Source organism: Bacillus pumilus, assembly GCF_003431975.1.
Lineage (GTDB): Bacteria > Bacillota > Bacilli > Bacillales > Bacillaceae > Bacillus > Bacillus pumilus_N.
On record NZ_CP027116.1, the window covers coordinates 2,197,711 to 2,215,053 of the forward strand.

Sequence of the window (17,343 nt, forward strand, 5' to 3'; positions counted from 1 at the left end):
TCATTCTCCAAATAACGTCTGAACGGCTTTTTCTTGTGATGATTCTCTCATTAATGATTCGCCTACAAGAACAGCACTCGCTCCATGTTTTTGAACAAAGGTCAGATCATCAAATGTTTGAATACCGCTTTCACTGACTAGTAAGGCATCCTTTGGCACAAGTGGTGCAATCTCTTTTGTTTGTTCAACTGTTGTTGTAAATGTCATTAAGTTTCGGTTATTCACTCCAATGATGTCCGGGGTGAATATGTTTAAAATCTTTTCTAGTGTATCTGCTGCATGAACTTCGACAAGAACATCTAGCCCTTTTTCCTTCGCTTCAGCATAGAGCTCATGCAGCTTTTGCGGCTCAAGTACTTCTCCAATTAATAAAATTGCATCTGCTCCTATACGTCTTGACTCTTCTATCTGCAAGGAGTCGATGATAAAATCTTTTCTTAAAATAGGACGCGCGACGTGCTCTTTAATCAAGGAAAGATACTCGTTCTTCCCTTGAAAAAATGGTTCATCTGTTAAGACAGATAAGCAATCTGCGTGTGATCTTTCGTATGCTTTTGCGGTTTGCAAAGGATCAAAATTCGGTTGAATGATCCCTTTAGAAGGAGACGCTTTTTTCACCTCAGCAATGAGACCAATCGAGCGGTTAGGGTTCATAAGCGCTTCTTTAAATGATCGTCTTTCAAAGTGTCCATCCTCAGGTAACTGCAACGTTTGGATATGTTCTTTTTTGCGTGCAATGATTTGATTAAGCATAGATCTCTTCCTCCTTCGTTTTTTGTTTTAAGCGGGTTAATTGGTCTTTGGCTGCGCCGCTTTTAATCGTCTCTAACGCTTTTAATGTTCCTGACATGAGACTTTCTGTCTTGCCTGCGACATATAAAGCCGCTCCGGCATTCAGAGCTGTAATATGAAGCGGCGCCCCTTCTGTTTGATGATTCAATATATTCTGAATCAACTTGGCGCTCTCTTCTGGTGATTGGACTTGGATATCTGTTAAATATCCTTTTTTCAGTCCAAAGTCTTCTGGGTTTAGCGTATATTCTTTCATGGCACCTTTTTTGAGTTCAATCACATATGAATTTGCTGTAATCGTTAATTCATCTAGCCCGTCTTCCCCGCATACAAAAAGGACATGTTCTGGTGCTAGTGGGGCAAGGGCTTCCGCCATTAATTTTGCCTTTTCCTTTGAGTACACACCGATGATTTGCTTTTTGGCCTGCATCGGGTGGCAAAGCGGTCCTAATAGATTAAATACCGTCCTGAAGCCGAGCTGCTTGCGGACTGTTGCTACTTGTTTCATAGATGAATGGTATAGTGGTGCAAATAAAAAGCCCATGTTTTTCTCTTGTATTTGTCTTCTTGTTTCTTCTGGTGTGGATTGAATGTGAATCCCAAGACACTCTAGCACATCCGCGCTTCCACTTTTAGAAGAGACTGAACGATTTCCGTGTTTTGCGATTTTAGCACCTGCAGCGGAAGCAACAATGGCAGCTGCAGTTGATATATTAAATGTAGAGAGTCCATCGCCTCCTGTACCGCATGTGTCAACGACATCCGGCGACCTTTCGGCTGGTGCTGCCTTTTGCCGCATGGCCCTCACGAAGCCTGTCATTTCTTCAGCGGTTTCTCCTCTATGCGCTAAAATTGAGAGACTTGCAGCAACTTCAGCATCTGTTAAAGAGCCGCTCATCATCTCATGCATTAGGCTATGTGCTTCATTTTCTGATAGGAAGCCTCCGTTAACAAGAGCTGATAGTCGTTGATTCATTCTGCACACTCTCCTTTTCTGAGAAAATATGTTCAGCAAGTTGAATGGCCTTCAGAAGTGCTCCTGCCTTGTTACATGTTTCTTCCCATTCATTTTCTGGAACAGAATCTGCGACAATGCCAGCGCCTGCTTGTATAGAAGCAGTCTCATTTTTGACGCTCATGGTACGAATGGTAATACAAGAGTCGATATTGCCGTCAAATCCAATATAGGCAATACACCCGCCATACGTTTCCCTTGGCTCAGGCTCCATTTCATTTAATAATTGCATCGCTCTTATCTTCGGTGCCCCTGTTAATGTGCCCGCAGGAAAAGCGGACATAAGCGCATCGACAGGATGTGTATCTTGCTTTAGCTTCCCAGTCACAATGGAGATGATGTGCATGACATGTGAAAAGTTCACAACTTTTGTAAAGGTCGGTACGGACACGCTGCCGTATTCTGCTACACGGCCAACATCATTTCTAGCAAGATCGACTAACATGTAATGTTCTGCTTTTTCTTTCTCATCCTCTAGCAGATCCCTTGCCAGTGCAGCGTCCTCTGCTTTTGTTTTTCCTCGTTTTCTTGTGCCTGCAATGGGGTGAATTTCTAAGTGCCCATTTTTGGCATGAATTAATCGTTCTGGCGAGCTTCCGACTAAATCACGGTCTTTTAATTTCATAAAATACATGTATGGAGATGGGTTCACAATGCGAAGCACGCGGTATAATTCAAATGAACTCACTGACACTGGGATGTCAAAGCGCTGTGAGAGTACGCCTTGAAAAATATCACCTGCTCGAATGTATTCTTTGATTTTTTCGACATCCTGTAAAAATTGTGTTTTTTCATAGGTAGACGTCACCTGTTCAAAGGATGGTGGCTCGTTCATGTTCCCTGATAAGATCAGTTCTTTCATATCGACCTTTGTATGGAGCTTATGAATCATCTGTTCCAGACGCTTTTGATTTTCTTTGTAAGCTCGTATTTTTTCGTCTTCTGTTTCATCTCCGGTCAGCTGGGTGTATTGGATAAAATGAACATGATTTGTTTCATGATCAAAAGCAATCATTGTTTGGCAGACAAATAGAGTACAATTGTCTGTTGTTGATGCATTCAGGTGAGGCCTGACAGAAGGTTCAATGCTTGGAATAAGGTCGTAGCTTAAGTATCCAACTGCCCCGCCTGTAAACGGAATATCAACATCTGGTGTCTTGATTTGGTATTGATCTTTCATCCAGTCTAATAAATCTTTCAGTTCTTGCTTTTGCATAACCTTCTGACCAGCGGCGTCACACGCAATATATTGATTTTGGTCATCGTGTAAGGTTAAAAACGGGTGCAATCCGATGAAGGAATATCTCGACCAGCTAGAAGATTCGTCTTTGCTTTCTAGCAAATACACAATATCTTGTTTGAGTTTTTCAACAATTTGAATCGGTGAGAGCGTATCAACTGTAATGGTTTCAACAATCGGGATTGTTTTGTGGGACTCGCTGTCCCGTAAAAATTGGGTCAAATTTGATTGGGAATTCATAAGCACACTCCTTAAATGGGATTAAGGAGAATGAGGGGACATATAGAGGGTTTGTATGAGTATACGAAATAAGCCTAAAAGAGGGGTACTCTTTTAGGCAGTATGATTAAATAGAAGTATCGTATCTCTGCTCAACTCTACTCATCTCAACTACCCTAGTCTCATTCTCATCTTCTCTAAACTTGCAATGCCGTTTACACCTCTGTGTAAACTTCGGCTGTTCATATCGTATTATAATTCCTTGTTTTTTGTCAACTGTAAATCAGGGCGAAGCGTCACAGCTTCTTCCAAGTACACATGCTGCACGTCTTCCTGCTTGATGTCTGTTTGGACCGTCATTAAGACGCGGATACAATGCTTTAGACCGCCATGAATGTCCAGCTCCTGCATACAAGTAACAGGCACATAGGTCCAGCCTTCAAACTGACGAAGGGCTTTTGCCGGAAAAACGGAGTGAATATCTTGTGTAGCTGAAATTAAGATCTGCACGACACGTTCTGGATCTACTTGGTTTCTTGATATAATCGCTTCTAGCAGCTGTTTCGTTTTGTTTAACACTTCTGTTTCTGTATCTTCTGTTACAGTTGTAGCCCCACGTATCCCACGAAACATCATAGACATCCCTCCTCCCGTTTCCATTCTTCAAGCCATTGATACAGCTCATCTTTTGTGAAAGACTGCAAGGTGACGTCTCCAATCTGTTTTAATAAAACAAATTGAACAGTGCCGCCTCTTGCCTTTTTATCCCCAAGCATTCGGTCAACAAATGTGTTCGTTGAAATATCTTTTGTGACTTGTACTGGGAACCCTAGCTCTTTCATCCAATGTTTCAGCTCCGTGCGATTGAGGCTGAGTCCTAGGTTCTTTTCACTTACATACAGCGCAAACTGCATGCCGATTGCAATGGCATCTCCGTGTGTGATAACACCGTATCCATACTCTGCTTCAATGGCATGCCCCAGTGTATGACCTAAATTCAAAAATGCACGTACGCCTTGTTCTTTCTCGTCTTGTTGAACAATCGACGCTTTGACCTGAATCCCTTGATACAGCATATGTGCCAGCTCGCTCTTTGAACATTCTGCCAAAGAACGAATGGACATCAGTTCTGATAAAAAGTCTTCACTTGAAATGAGCGCATGTTTGATGACTTCAGCAAAACCTGACCTCAGTTCAATGTCAGATAGCGTCTCAAGCATACTCGTATCATAGATCACAGCTTTCGGCTGATGAAAAGCACCAATTAAATTTTTACCGAGAGGGTGGTTAATCCCTGTTTTTCCGCCAACTGCACTATCGTGTGCCAACAGCGTCGTCGGCACTTGAATAAAATCAATGCCTCTCATATAAGTGGCGGCAGCAAAGCCAGCTAAATCTCCAATTACGCCTCCTCCCAGCGCAATGATGCAGGAGGAACGATCAAGCTGATATTGAATGGCCTTCGTATGAATATACTCAAACTCGGCAAATGATTTCGACTGCTCTCCGCTTGGCACAACCACTTTATGCACAGACCACTTCTCTTCAAGTAAGCGAACCAATTCATCCCCGTAAATCGCATCGACAGCTGTATCTGTCACAATTAAGAGCTTCGTATAGGAAAGCCCGGTGGAAGTCATCAAGTCGACGATATTGCGTTTAATCCCATCACCGATATATACAGGATAAGTGGCTGAAGACGTCTTAACTTCCAGTGTTTTCATTAAAATTCCCTCTGAAGCTGGCGCATTTTTTCAACATTTTCTTTAATGCGGTCAATTTGATCAAGTCCAAACTGCTCAACAACAGCATTGGCAATTTCCCATGCCACGACGGCTTCTGCGACAACACTTGCGGCAGGAACGGCACAGCTGTCAGAACGTTCAATACTTGCGGAGAAAGGTTCTTTTGTTTCAATGTCAACACTTTGAAGCGGTTTATAAAGCGTTGGGATTGGTTTCATGACCCCTCTTACGACAATTGGCATACCAGTTGACATTCCGCCTTCAAGACCGCCTAAACGGTTTGTTTTTCTCGTATAGCCCTTTTCTTCATCCCAGATGATTTCATCGTGGACTTCACTGCCATTTTTAGAAGCCGCCTCGAAGCCAATACCGAATTCAACCCCTTTAAATGCGTTGATACTCAGAACAGCACCTGCTAGCTTGCTGTCCAACTTGCGGTCATAGTGAACATAGCTTCCAACACCAACCGGCATTCCTTCAACGATGACTTCTACAATCCCACCAATTGAATCACCGTTTTTCTTCGCTTCATCAATGGCATCCATCATTTTTTGACCCGCTTCACTATCGTAGCAGCGAACGGGTGAATCTTCCGTGACCTTTTGCAAATCTTCAATTGATTCATATGCCGTATGAGCCGCTTTCACTCCGCCAATTTCAAGAACGTGGCCAGCTACTTTGATTCCTAGATGAGCCAAAATTTGTTTGGCAACTGCTCCTGCTGCTACGCGAACGGTTGTCTCACGCGCTGATGATCGCTCTAATACGTTTCGCATATCACGATGTCCATATTTAATCGCACCATTTAAATCCGCATGTCCTGGTCTTGGACGTGAAATTTGACGCTTCATTTCACTCTCTTCTTCTTCTGTGATCGGCTCAGCCCCCATCACCTTTGTCCAATGCTTCCAGTCATTGTTTTCAACAACAAGTGCAATAGGAGAACCTAATGTTTTCCCGTGGCGAACACCACTTAACACTTTTGCTTGGTCTTTTTCAATCTGCATTCTTCTGCCGCGGCCATGACCCTTCTGTCTTCTAGCCAATTCATAATTGATGTCATCCTGCTCTATGTAAAGTCCAGCTGGAACGCCTTCAATAATTGTGGTCAATTGTGGACCATGTGATTCACCTGCTGTTAAGTATCTCATGACTTAATCTCCCTTCATCGCATTAACGCTTTTAAGTAAAACTATAATAACACACTTTCTACTGAAAAGTCAGCTACAACCCCTTCTTTTGATAAAAGAAAGTATCAGCAGATGTCAGTCCAAACTTTTCCGGGTGAAAAATCTGTTCAGTAGAACCAACAAATAGTACACCATTCTGCTTCAAACTACTGCTCATTTTCATGTAGATCTCTTCTTTTGCCTCTTCAGTAAAGTAAATGAGAACATTTCGGCACACGATCAGATCAAGCTGCTTTTCATACGGATCTGCTAAAAGGTTGTGCTTCTTAAATTGAATATGCTTTCGCACCTCATCCTTCACAGTGTAAAATGAAGCATCTTCCTTTGTGAAATATTTTTGCTTGATTTGATCTGGTACTTCTTGCAAAGAACGTTCATGATATCTTCCCTTTTGCGCTGATTGCAGGACTTTATCATCAATATCAGTTGCGATAATTTGGAAGTCCTTTACAAGAGGGTGGCTTGATAGCAGCATTGAGAGCGTATACGGCTCCTCTCCTGTCGAACATGCTGCACTCCATATTTTTAGGGTACCGTTGTTTTTCGATAGCAGCGGAAGGATTTTTTGATCAAGTACTTCCCAGCGCTGATAGTTTCGGTAAAATTCTGACACATTGATCGTCATTCGATCCATCGTTTCATCTAATAACGCTCTATCCTTTTCAAGGGCAGATGCGAATGCTTCAAAATCTCTGTATCCTTTTTTATCATAAAGTGACGTTAATCTTCGTTTCATTTGTGCTTCTTTATATAAATTCAGATCGACCCCGGTTAGTTTTTTCCATTTTCCAACAAATACTTGATATTGATCCATCAATGTCCTCTCCTGTCTCATCTATCTTTGTCCTAGTATAGCTGTTTTTATCGAAAATTTGTATCTTCTCATGCGAAATTTCCTGTAGAAATATCAATATAAAAAAAGCCAAGGCGCTCATTGAATGAACACCTTGGCTTGAACCTTAGTAAATCCAGCTTGAGATGGTTTGATCCCAGTTTGTGAGTTCTTCTTGTTTGAAGAATAAGTTGATTTCTCTTTCAGCACTTTCTGGTGAGTCTGAGCCATGGATAATGTTTTTTCCAACAGTCAATCCATAATCTCCTCTTATTGTACCCGGAAGCGCTTCCTTCGGATTTGTTTTTCCGATCATTTGTCTTGTTACGTCTACTACCTGCTCACCTTGCCATACCATTGCGAAAACAGGCCCTGACGTGATAAAGTCAACCAATTCCCCGAAGAATGGTTTTTCTTTATGCTCTCCGTAATGTGTTTCTGCTACTTCTTTTGGAATACTCATTAGTTTTGCACCAACAAGCTGAAGTCCCTTTTTTTCGAATCTTGACACAATTTCACCGATTAATTGTCTTTCTACACCATCAGGTTTGACCATAAGAAATGTTTTGTCCATATACGTTCTCCACCCCGTCGTTATGTATGTATAGGCTTACATTGTTACAAAGTGATCGTATCATTTTTTTTTATAATAATCAATTTTTGACAAAAAACTTCACAAAAAAACCAATCAACAACATGTTGATTAGAATTTTCGTTTCCCTATATATTTTGCAATGGAGGCGAGTGACGTTTTCGCTCGTCCTCGAGGAAGTTTGTCCAGCTGCTCAAATGCTTTTTTCAAATACATTTCACTCACTCGAATCGAACGGTCGATCGCATCTGTTTGTTTAAGGTGTTCAATCACAGGCTTCAGCTGCATTTCTGTTGTTTCACTATTAATCAGCTTTAATTGACCTTCTAGTGTCGGGTTTTTCAGTGCATATAAGACTGGCAATGTGACATTTCCTTGTAAAAGATCTCCTCCAACAGGCTTACCAAGCTCTTCTTCAGTTGATGTGAAATCAAGCACATCATCAATGATCTGGTAAGACATGCCGACATAGTAACCGAACCAGTAAAGGGCTTTATGTGTTTTTTCATCTGTACCTGCTGCGATGGCACCTAATTGACAGCTGCCCGCAATGAGCAAGGCTGTTTTTCGTTTGATTCTTCTTAAATATGTACGCAGGTTTTGATCCATATTGTATTTGTCTTTCACTTGCTCTATTTCACCAAGACAGAGCTCGACGACCATCTTTGACAAAATTTCATGCGCCATTGGGTGATTGATCTTTGTCATATACTCAAGCGATCTTGCAAATAAGTAATCCCCTGTATACATGGCAATTCGATTGTCCCATTTTGCCTTAATTGTTGGCTTGCCTCTTCTCAGTTCAGCATCATCAATGACATCATCGTGAACGAGCGATGCCATATGAATCAACTCTAGCGCAACAGCAACATATTTAATTTTATTAATATCATAGTCGCCAAACATGCCCGAAAGGAGAACAAAAACGGGGCGGATTCGTTTTCCGCCCGCTTGCAGCAAATGAAGACCTGCTTCACTTAATAATGCGTAATCAGAGCGAACTGTTTGTTCAAGCTCCTTTTCAATTATATCGATATCATGATTTAAAAAAGAGATCATTGCTTTTAGTTTCATTATCTTCACCCAAATATCGTTTATTCAAAGCTTCTTTCCGATATGTGTTGCTGCTACGCCGCCTGTAAATGGATGATACGAGACATCAGACAACCCTGCCTCTTCGAAAAGAGCCGCCAGCTCTTTCATGCCAGGGAACGATTTGGCTGATTCTTGAAGCCATGAATACTCCTGATAGCTTTTGGCAAACAGTTTACCAAAGAGCGGCATGATGTATTTGAAATAGACGTAGTAACCTTGTTTAAACCCAATCATTTCAGGCTGTGATGTCTCAAGACAGACAACGATTCCACCAGGCTTCACTACTCTTGTCATTTCTTTTAGCACTGTTAAGTAATCAGGAACATTTCGAAGGCCGAAACCGATCGTGACATAATCAAATGTGTTATCCTCAAAAGGAAGCTCCATCGCATTGCCGTGAAGGAGCTCAATTTGATTGTAGCCTCCCGCCTTCACCTTCGTTTCTCCCACACTTAGCATATTTTTACTAAAATCAAGGCCTTTAACTTCGCCTTTTTCTCCTACAGCATCAGCCAGCGCAATGGTCCAATCGGCTGTTCCACAGCATACATCTAATGCTTTGGCTCCTTTTTGAACATTCATGAGTTTCATTGTTTTATCGCGCCACTTTTTATGCTGTTTAAAGCTAATGACAGAGTTCATTTGATCATAGTTTTTATAAATTTTTTCAAATACACCATGTACTCGCTGTTCTTTTGATTGCTGCATGACTTACCCTTCTTCCACTTTCTGATGGTACGCAGGCTCATTTTTCATATGATCCAAGCGATTTAATAGCTCTTTTTGAACGACCGGAGATGAAACAAGATGCTCCTTGATCGGTCGTTTGGCTTGCTCGTAGCCTTCCTTCTCAAAGTTGTCAAAACATGTATAGGCGTCCGTATAGCTATCGTTCAAAAAAAGTTTTAAATGTTTGTCATCTTCTGCTTGTTTCATGAAACGCTTATAAACAAGGAAACGACTTGCAATCTCATTCCAATGCGTTAATTGAAAATGCTCAGAAATTCTTTGGAATAACGCAGACTCAACCGTTGCTACACTTTTGTAAAAGTGCGCTGCATCTTGAATAGATCGATCATACAGTCTAATTTTATGCTCATTGATCTCTTTGATCGCCGTGGCGAGCGTGCGGATCATATAAATGTCTTTCATGTCAGAGAGAAGAGAGTAATAGAGACCGCTGAAATAGTCTCCTGCTAGGATGGTCAGCTGACGATTTTTGAATTCGTCTTGCTTGATGGCTGCAGCAGTTGTCACTTCGTCATGGGTATCAAGGGCAATTTGCACAAGCATCGCCGTTAAAATATAATTTTCTTTTTTCTCTGCATCAATTTGAGCTTCATCAAACATTGCATGAAAAAGAAGGAGCTTATCTTCATCGATGAGTGGCGCGCGTAAATGCTTTGCCAAATAAGGATGAGAAAGCTTTTTATTTAATTTTATATTTAGATTAGATAAAATTCCGTAGATGTCTTGCAAAGATATCACCCTTGTCCCAAAAATTACAGTTTCATACGTAGCCCTGCACGTTGTATAGAGATTTATTATACCATATCAGCTCTCACTTTTATGCTATCAAGTGCATACAAGTGCTTATTTCTTTGCTTCGCTTTGAATTTCTCCGAAGCTCGTTTGAATGACAGCATCGCCTCTTACTTTGATCGCTGATGTATGCTCAGTAAATTGTGCAATGATGACTTCACCTTTATCGAGCTTTTCGGAATGGTGAAATCTTGTATCAGAGCCTCTAGTTAAGCCGATGACATTCACACCGTTATCATTGGCTTTAATCACTACAAAATCAGATGCTTTATTTTCACTCAATCTGTTCACCTTCCATCTATTGAATTAGTCGTTTTTAATAAAGGAAAGCACTTCTGCTCTTGCCGCTGCATCATTGGCAAATGTACCACGTACTGCTGAAGTCACTGTTTTAGCGCCTGGCTTTTTCACTCCGCGCATCGTCATACACATATGCTCTGCTTCAACGACAATCATCACGCCGTGTGGATCGAGTGTTTCCACCATACTATCTGCAATGGTTGATGTAATTCGTTCCTGAAGCTGCGGGCGTTTAGCAACAGCTTCTACTGCTCTTGCAAGTTTGCTAAGTCCCGTTACTTTTCCGCCGCGCGGAATATAAGCGACATGGGCTTTTCCGTAGAAAGGTACAAGGTGGTGTTCACACATTGAATGGAAAGCAATATCTTTAACAAGAACGAGTTCCTCGTGGTCTTCACCAAAAATGGTTTTAAAATGTTCTTTTGGATCTTCATTTAATCCCGAGAACACTTCTTCATACATTTTTGCTACTCGTTTTGGGGTATCAAGAAGTCCTTCACGATCCGGATCTTCTCCGATGGCTTTTAATATATCGCGTACTGCGTGTTCAATTAGTTCTTTATTTATCTCACTCATGTATTATATCCTCCAAAGGCGATTACATTTCATTCAGATTCTAGCACACTTCAGATCCTAAAAGCAAAGGAGAGCGTTCTAATCGAACCTTTTGATTCAAAAGGAAAAGCCCCTTATGAAAGGGGCTTTTCTAGACCAGTGTGAAACTGTATATGTATAACTCCTTCAATAGGATCATTACACATAACGATTATTTACCTGCCACCGCGTCTTTAAGTGCTTTACCTGGTTTGAAAGCAGGTACTTTGCTTGCAGGGATTTCGATCTCTGCACCAGTTTGTGGGTTACGCCCTTTACGAGCTGAACGCTCACGTACTTCAAAGTTACCAAAACCGATAAGTTGGATTTTGTCACCATTTTTAAGTGCATCTAAAATTGTATCAAAAACAGAATCAACTGCTTTTGTCGCGTCTTTTTTAGATAACTCGCTTGCTTCAGCAACCGCGTTAATAAGTTCTGTCTTGTTCATGCCTTTCACCTCCTCCCAAAAATATGCATTCAATAGATTTGTTATCATTTCTTCACAATTCATCTTCTTTCTATACACTTTTTTCGAAAAAAGAGCGTCTAGAAAGCGTTATACATGGCTATTCATGTAGAAAACATCTCTTTGAAGGAATGTTTGTCCAACAAAGTGAAGATTTTCTGTAAGTAGATTAACACATATGAAATACCATATCAAGCATTTTAAAGGGAAGAATCCTTATTCGTCAAGGATTAAGGGCACTTTTGCGAACGAATATTCCTAATTTCAGCCTGAATCTGACTAATCTTTATACAATTGTCTTTTTATGACTCATTTCACACATAAAAAAAGACCCCTATCAATGAGAGGTCTCACATGCTATAGAATGATCGCGATCAGCCCACCCGATCCTTCGTTAATGATTCGTTCAAGCGTTTCTTTCAGCTTATATCGTGCGTTTTCCGGCATCAGTGACAGCTTCGCTTGAATGCCTTCTCTGACAAGGGAACTGAGTGAGCGCCCAAATATATCTGAATTCCAAATCGACAGCGGATCGTCTTCAAAGTCTTGCATTAAGTAGCGGACGAGCTCTTCACTTTGTTTCTCTGTTCCGATAATCGGTGCAAATTCACTCTCTACATCTACTTTAATCATATGAATAGATGGTGCAACGGCTTTTAATCTCACGCCGAATCTTGAACCTTGTCTTATGATTTCCGGCTCATCTAAACTCATATCTGACAAAGCGGGTGCTGCAATCCCGTACCCCGTTTGCTTCACCATTTTTAAAGCGTCTGATACTTGATCATATTCTGTCTTGGCATGCGCAAAATCTTGCATGAGCTCTAGAAGGTGGTCTTTACCCCTAATTTCCACACCAACCACTTCTTTTAAAATATGATCATATAGATCATCTGGGGCGTACAGGTCAATCTCCGCAATCCCCTGACCCATTTCAATACCTGCTAAGCCTGCTCTTTCAATAAAATCAAATTCGCTAAACTGGCCAACGACACGGTCGACATCTCGTAATCTTTTAATATCCTTTACGGTTTCCTTCACCGAGTCCTGATAACTTTCTCTCAGCCAATGATCTTCTTTCAGCACCATGACCCAGCTTGGCAAGTTCACATTCACCTCTAGAACTGGGAATTCATATAATGCTTCACGAAGCACACTGAGTACGTCTTGCTCTCTCATACTTTCTACACTCATGGCAAGTACTGGAATATCATATTTTTGGCTCAGTTCCTGCCGCAGCGCCTCTGTTTCAGGGTGGTATGGTCTCACAGAGTTGATGACCATAATAAACGGCTTTCCAACCTCTTTGAGTTCATCAATCACACGTTCTTCAGATTCAATATAATCATGTCTTGGAATTTCTCCAATGGACCCATCTGTTGTAATCACAACACCGATGGTTGAATGCTCTTGGATGACCTTGCGTGTACCAATTTCCGCCGCTTCATGAAACGGGATTGGCTCTTCATACCAAGGCGTGTTGATCATTCTTGGGCCATTTTCATCTTCATATCCGCGCGCACCAGGGACTGTGTAACCTACACAATCAACAAGCCTGATGTTGACATCAAGACCGTCACTTACGTGAATCGATGCCGCTTGATTTGGTACAAATTTTGGCTCTGTGGTCATAATCGTTTTTCCTGCTGCGCTTTGCGGCAATTCATCCTGTGCTCTTGCACGATCTGCCTCATTATTGATATTCGGGAGCACCACGAGCTCCATAAACTTTTTAATAAACGTAGATTTCCCTGTACGAACAGCTCCAACGACTCCTAAATATATATCGCCTCCTGTTCGTTCAGCGATATCCTTGAAAATATCGACTTTTTCCAAGTGATCCCCTCCCGGACTTGCTATCCTCGTTTTCAAATAAAATACTCTATTCTTCAATCAAACTGTGCTTGAAAGGTGTCTGGACAATATATGTGTATGACGTTGTCCTATTTGAATATGACACCTTTTTTGTTTTGAGAGTATGTTTTAGCCATAAAAAAACCTTTCTCCTCATTTATATGCAGAGGAGAAAGGTTCATTCTTGTTTATGGCGTCTTTTTTTCTAAAAAATCAGGCTCACCTTTTTTGTTGATGGTATAGGGGACAGAAAATGCCGGTACAAACGGGGTTTCCTGCCAATACACATCTTGAATGTCTTCACCTGGTTTCAGCTTTTGTTTCGTATTCTTCAAAATATGAGCAAAATCACTGCGATAGTCCACATAGATTTCGCCATTTGATGAAATGAGTAATGGGAGGGAATTTCCTGTCACAGGGCTCATGACCGTAGGCGGCGATTTTAAGCCTAGTTTTTTTTCATTTAGCGTATATAAATGACTGGATACTACTTTGCCGTATGGCGGATATGTATGTTCATCTTGATATATTTTGATTCTCAGACGTAATTCACTGATGGTTTGCGTCATTTTAACATCAAGCAGTTTCACTGTTGGTTTTTTTTCGACGTCTGTGAGGACATAAATATATTCTCCCCCGCCTTCAAAGGATGTAGACGGTACATCATGTAAATACCTTGGTGACAAGCGCTTAAAGTCGATGACGTACTTCTGGTAAACCGGTGTGTCTGCTTCTTTTGTTTCAATCGGCAAAAGACCGTTTGTTGCTTTTTGAAATTCCTCAATCGCTGTTTGCACACTTTGTAGCTGCTCCTCGTATGGCACCCGGTTTTCAGCTTTGCGATTCTCTGGATACAGACATCCCGTTAGTAAAATTAGTGCTAATAACATAACACTGACTTTTGCTTTGATCATCACATTCTTCCTTTTTCTTTATTCATTGACCGGCCCGCTAAATACAACTAAAAACACAATGATACCTGATACGAGCATCAGGCTGTATGCGACGGTCGAGGCTGCTATTTTAAGAAACCGGCTTTTCAGCTTAAATCGACTGAAATAAATGGTTACTACGGCCAAAAACATGAGCCCCATTGAACCAAGCGCAAACCACATCTTGATTAAAGCAAAACTCATCGTGCCTGTCCCCCTTCAAAACGAACAAATTGTAAGCGTTTATATTTCATTCTAAACCAAAAATAAGGTAAATATCAATCATTTTTCCAATCATTCAGAAAAAAGCGCATAAAAAAACTGAAGCAAAGAGGGGGACTCCGCTTCAGTCATTAGGTCGACTATTTTTCCTCATTCTGTAGAGGCAAAGCTCTACTCAAACTTCATTGCTATGTTATGCAAGTCTTCCCCTTCTTGCATCCTCTACATGCCTAAGTTCAGTCTTCCATTTATTTTGTTTGATTTTCAAACATGTTCACAAGGTCTTCCATTTCATGTGTTTTCACACGTGCCATCAATGATTCTACAGCATCGCCCACCTTTTTCCCTTCAAACAGAACGTGGTAAAGCGCCTCTGTAATCGGCATGCTGACCTTGTATTCTTTGGAGAGTTGATAAGCACCTTTTGTTGTACGGACGCCTTCGACGACCATTCCCATTTTTTCAAGCACTTCTTCAAGCTTATACCCTTTACCTAGCAGATTTCCACAGCGCCAGTTACGCGAATGAACACTTGTACATGTCACGATCAAATCTCCAACGCCCGTTAATCCGGCAAATGTAAGAGGGTTTCCGCCCATTTTTGTACCGAGACGTGCGATTTCAGCAAGTCCTCTTGTGATGAGCGCTGCTTTTGCATTGTCACCATATCCAAGTCCGTCTGTGATCCCTGCGGCAAGAGCAATGATATTTTTCAATGCTCCGCCAATTTCAACACCAATCACATCAGGATTTGTGTACACTCTAAAGTTGTTATTCATAAACAAATCTTGAACAAATTGAGCCGATTCAATATTTTCTGATGAAACAGTGACGGTTGTCGGATGACGCAAGCCTACTTCCTCTGCATGACTCGGCCCTGATAAGACAACGACAGCTTCTCTTTTCTCATCTGGGACTTCTTGTTCAATCATTTGAGAAATTCTAAGAAGTGTATCTGGTTCAATTCCTTTACTCACATGAACAAACGGAACTTTCGATGTGATCAGTTCATTTGCCCGCTTCAATACTTCGCGAATGGCCTTTGTTGGTACAGCGACAATAATAGCGTCTGTCCCTTCTAAAGCCTGCTTCATATCTGTCGTCGCCTGAATAGACGCTGGCAGTTCGACATTTGGCAAGTAATCATGATTTTCATGCTTCTCATTGATTTGATCAATGAGCTCTTGTCTATGTCCCCACATGTGTACATCATGATGATTATCAGCTAATACAAGCGCAAGAGCTGTTCCCCAGCTTCCTGCTCCTAGTACTGAAATTTTCTTCATTCTGCTCACCCTTTTTATTTTCTCGCTCTCGCAAATATTTTAATCGGTGTTCCTTCAAAACCAAATGCATCGCGAATGCGGTTTTCTAGGAAACGTTCGTAAGAAAAGTGCATAAGCTCAGGATCGTTTACAAACACAACAAAGGACGGAGGCTTAATGGCCACCTGTGTCGCATAGTAAATTTTCAGACGCTGTCCATTATGAGTCGGGGTTGGATTCATTGCTACTGCATCCATGATGATATCGTTCAAAATATTTGTTTGAACGCGCATCGCATGATTTTCACTAGCTGTAATAATGGATGGCATTAACGTATGAATTCTCTTTTTCGTGAGAGCTGACATAAATAAGACAGGTGCATAATCAAGGAATTGAAAATGCTCGCGGATGTTTTGCTCAAATTCCTTCATCGTACGCTCATCTTTTTCAACAACATCCCATTTGTTCACAATGATCACAACGGCTTTACCAGCTTCATGTGCATAACCTGCAATACGTTTATCCTGTTCAATAATGCCTTCTTCACCGTCAAGAACAACAGCGACAACATCAGAACGATCAATGGCTTTTAATGCACGAAGCACGCTGTATTTCTCTGTTGTTTCATATACTTTTCCTTTTTTCCTCATACCTGCTGTATCGACAATGACAAAGTCACGCTGATTGTACGTAAACATCGTATCCACAGCATCTCTTGTCGTACCAGCGATATTGCTCACAATGACACGGTCTTCTCCAAGCATTGCATTCACTAAAGAGGATTTCCCTACATTCGGGCGCCCAATTAAGCAGAACTGAACGACTTCTTCAGCATACTGTGTATCCGGTAAGTTTTTGAAGTGTTCTGCGACAGCATCCAGCAGATCACCTAGACCTAATCCGTGCGTTCCAGAAATCGGATACGGCTCGCCAAATCCTAGTGCATAAAAGTCATACACGTCGCTTCTCATTTCAGGGTTGTCCAGTTTATTGACAGCAAGTACAACTGGCTTTTTCGTGCGATATAAAATTTTTGCGACTTCTTCATCAGCAGATGTGACGCCATCTCGGCCATTTACCATAAAGATGATGACATCCGCTTCATCCATTGCGATTTCTGCCTGATGGCGAATTTGAGCTAAAAATGGCTCATCTCCAATATCAATTCCACCAGTATCTATTAAATTAAAGTCATAATTTAACCATTCAGCAGAGCTATAGATTCGATCTCTTGTTACACCAGGTGTGTCTTCTACAATCGATATTCTTTCGCCTGCGATTCGATTAAAAATTGTAGATTTTCCAACGTTGGGCCTTCCAACAATGGCTACGACAGGTTTACCCATAGTACCCTTCCTTTCAATCCAGCCGCGATTCAATATGTTCATCATCATGTTTCAACCGGGATTTAAAATTTTCATTCAGTTTTATGAAATAAACCCTTC

The 17,343-nt window shown here is 41.3% G+C and carries 19 protein-coding genes; all 19 read right to left on the reverse strand.

All coding sequences use genetic code 11. The features are described from left to right. Positions 1 to 753 carry an indole-3-glycerol phosphate synthase TrpC gene (trpC, locus tag C5695_RS11315; RefSeq protein WP_117730819.1) on the reverse strand — a complete coding sequence of 251 codons (753 nt, stop codon included), beginning with the start codon at positions 751 to 753 and terminating at the stop codon, positions 1 to 3. Then, on the reverse strand, positions 746 to 1,768 hold the full coding sequence (gene trpD, locus C5695_RS11320) for an anthranilate phosphoribosyltransferase (protein ID WP_117730820.1): 1,023 nt from the start codon (positions 1,766 to 1,768) through the stop codon (positions 746 to 748). The genes trpC and trpD overlap by 8 nt, the downstream gene beginning before the upstream one ends. Continuing rightward, positions 1,740 to 3,287 (reverse strand): anthranilate synthase component I, encoded by a 1,548-nt coding sequence (trpE, locus tag C5695_RS11325; protein WP_117730821.1) that lies wholly within the window; start codon positions 3,285 to 3,287, stop codon positions 1,740 to 1,742. Before trpE ends, trpD begins: the two co-directional genes overlap by 29 nt. A 231-nt stretch (positions 3,288 to 3,518) precedes the next feature. After that, positions 3,519 to 3,902: a chorismate mutase gene (gene aroH, locus C5695_RS11330; RefSeq protein WP_117730822.1), complete on the reverse strand. Its 384-nt coding sequence runs from the start codon at positions 3,900 to 3,902 to the stop codon at positions 3,519 to 3,521. Next, complete coding sequence (gene aroB, locus C5695_RS11335) at positions 3,899 to 4,990, reverse strand: 3-dehydroquinate synthase (RefSeq protein WP_117730823.1); 1,092 nt, start codon at positions 4,988 to 4,990, stop codon at positions 3,899 to 3,901. The genes aroH and aroB overlap by 4 nt, the downstream gene beginning before the upstream one ends. Beyond that, the gene (gene aroC, locus C5695_RS11340; protein ID WP_117730824.1) at positions 4,990 to 6,162 is read right to left on the reverse strand and encodes a chorismate synthase; all 1,173 of its coding nucleotides are present in this window, start codon (positions 6,160 to 6,162) and stop codon (positions 4,990 to 4,992) included. The genes aroB and aroC overlap by 1 nt, the downstream gene beginning before the upstream one ends. Before the next feature lie 73 nt (positions 6,163 to 6,235). Beyond that, positions 6,236 to 7,015 carry a CheR family methyltransferase gene (locus C5695_RS11345; RefSeq protein WP_117730825.1) on the reverse strand — a complete coding sequence of 260 codons (780 nt, stop codon included), beginning with the start codon at positions 7,013 to 7,015 and terminating at the stop codon, positions 6,236 to 6,238. Between the two features lie 145 nt (positions 7,016 to 7,160). Continuing rightward, positions 7,161 to 7,607, reverse strand: a complete 447-nt coding sequence (gene ndk, locus C5695_RS11350; RefSeq protein ID WP_073414809.1) for a nucleoside-diphosphate kinase — start codon at positions 7,605 to 7,607, stop codon at positions 7,161 to 7,163. Positions 7,608 to 7,736: 129 nt separating this feature from the next. After that, positions 7,737 to 8,699 (reverse strand): heptaprenyl diphosphate synthase component II, encoded by a 963-nt coding sequence (gene hepT / locus C5695_RS11355; protein WP_117730826.1) that lies wholly within the window; start codon positions 8,697 to 8,699, stop codon positions 7,737 to 7,739. 24 nt (positions 8,700 to 8,723) lie between these two features. Next, a complete protein-coding gene (locus C5695_RS11360) occupies positions 8,724 to 9,428 on the reverse strand; it encodes a demethylmenaquinone methyltransferase (RefSeq protein WP_117730827.1) in 705 nt (234 codons plus the stop codon). 3 nt (positions 9,429 to 9,431) lie between these two features. Beyond that, positions 9,432 to 10,199: a heptaprenyl diphosphate synthase component 1 gene (locus C5695_RS11365; protein ID WP_117730828.1), complete on the reverse strand. Its 768-nt coding sequence runs from the start codon at positions 10,197 to 10,199 to the stop codon at positions 9,432 to 9,434. Between the two features lie 114 nt (positions 10,200 to 10,313). Beyond that, positions 10,314 to 10,544: a trp RNA-binding attenuation protein MtrB gene (gene mtrB, locus C5695_RS11370; protein WP_106049672.1), complete on the reverse strand. Its 231-nt coding sequence runs from the start codon at positions 10,542 to 10,544 to the stop codon at positions 10,314 to 10,316. A gap of 24 nt (positions 10,545 to 10,568) precedes the next feature. Continuing rightward, positions 10,569 to 11,138, reverse strand: coding sequence for a GTP cyclohydrolase I FolE (gene folE, locus C5695_RS11375; RefSeq protein ID WP_117730829.1), 570 nt, complete (start codon positions 11,136 to 11,138; stop codon positions 10,569 to 10,571). A 190-nt stretch (positions 11,139 to 11,328) separates the two neighbouring features. Beyond that, on the reverse strand, positions 11,329 to 11,607 hold the full coding sequence (gene hbs / locus C5695_RS11380; protein WP_003215863.1) for a non-specific DNA-binding protein Hbs: 279 nt from the start codon (positions 11,605 to 11,607) through the stop codon (positions 11,329 to 11,331). 375 nt (positions 11,608 to 11,982) lie between these two features. Continuing rightward, positions 11,983 to 13,461 carry a stage IV sporulation protein A gene (gene spoIVA / locus C5695_RS11385; protein WP_008344534.1) on the reverse strand — a complete coding sequence of 493 codons (1,479 nt, stop codon included), beginning with the start codon at positions 13,459 to 13,461 and terminating at the stop codon, positions 11,983 to 11,985. Between the two features lie 206 nt (positions 13,462 to 13,667). Further along, positions 13,668 to 14,393 carry a hypothetical protein gene (locus tag C5695_RS11390; RefSeq protein WP_117730830.1) on the reverse strand — a complete coding sequence of 242 codons (726 nt, stop codon included), beginning with the start codon at positions 14,391 to 14,393 and terminating at the stop codon, positions 13,668 to 13,670. 18 nt (positions 14,394 to 14,411) lie between these two features. Next, on the reverse strand, positions 14,412 to 14,615 hold the full coding sequence (locus tag C5695_RS11395) for a DUF2768 domain-containing protein (RefSeq protein WP_117730831.1): 204 nt from the start codon (positions 14,613 to 14,615) through the stop codon (positions 14,412 to 14,414). Between the two features lie 266 nt (positions 14,616 to 14,881). Continuing rightward, positions 14,882 to 15,919: an NAD(P)H-dependent glycerol-3-phosphate dehydrogenase gene (locus C5695_RS11400; protein WP_117730832.1), complete on the reverse strand. Its 1,038-nt coding sequence runs from the start codon at positions 15,917 to 15,919 to the stop codon at positions 14,882 to 14,884. Positions 15,920 to 15,933: 14 nt separating this feature from the next. After that, the gene (der, locus tag C5695_RS11405; RefSeq protein ID WP_117730833.1) at positions 15,934 to 17,244 is read right to left on the reverse strand and encodes a ribosome biogenesis GTPase Der; all 1,311 of its coding nucleotides are present in this window, start codon (positions 17,242 to 17,244) and stop codon (positions 15,934 to 15,936) included. Positions 17,245 to 17,343: the final 99 nt, after the last annotated feature.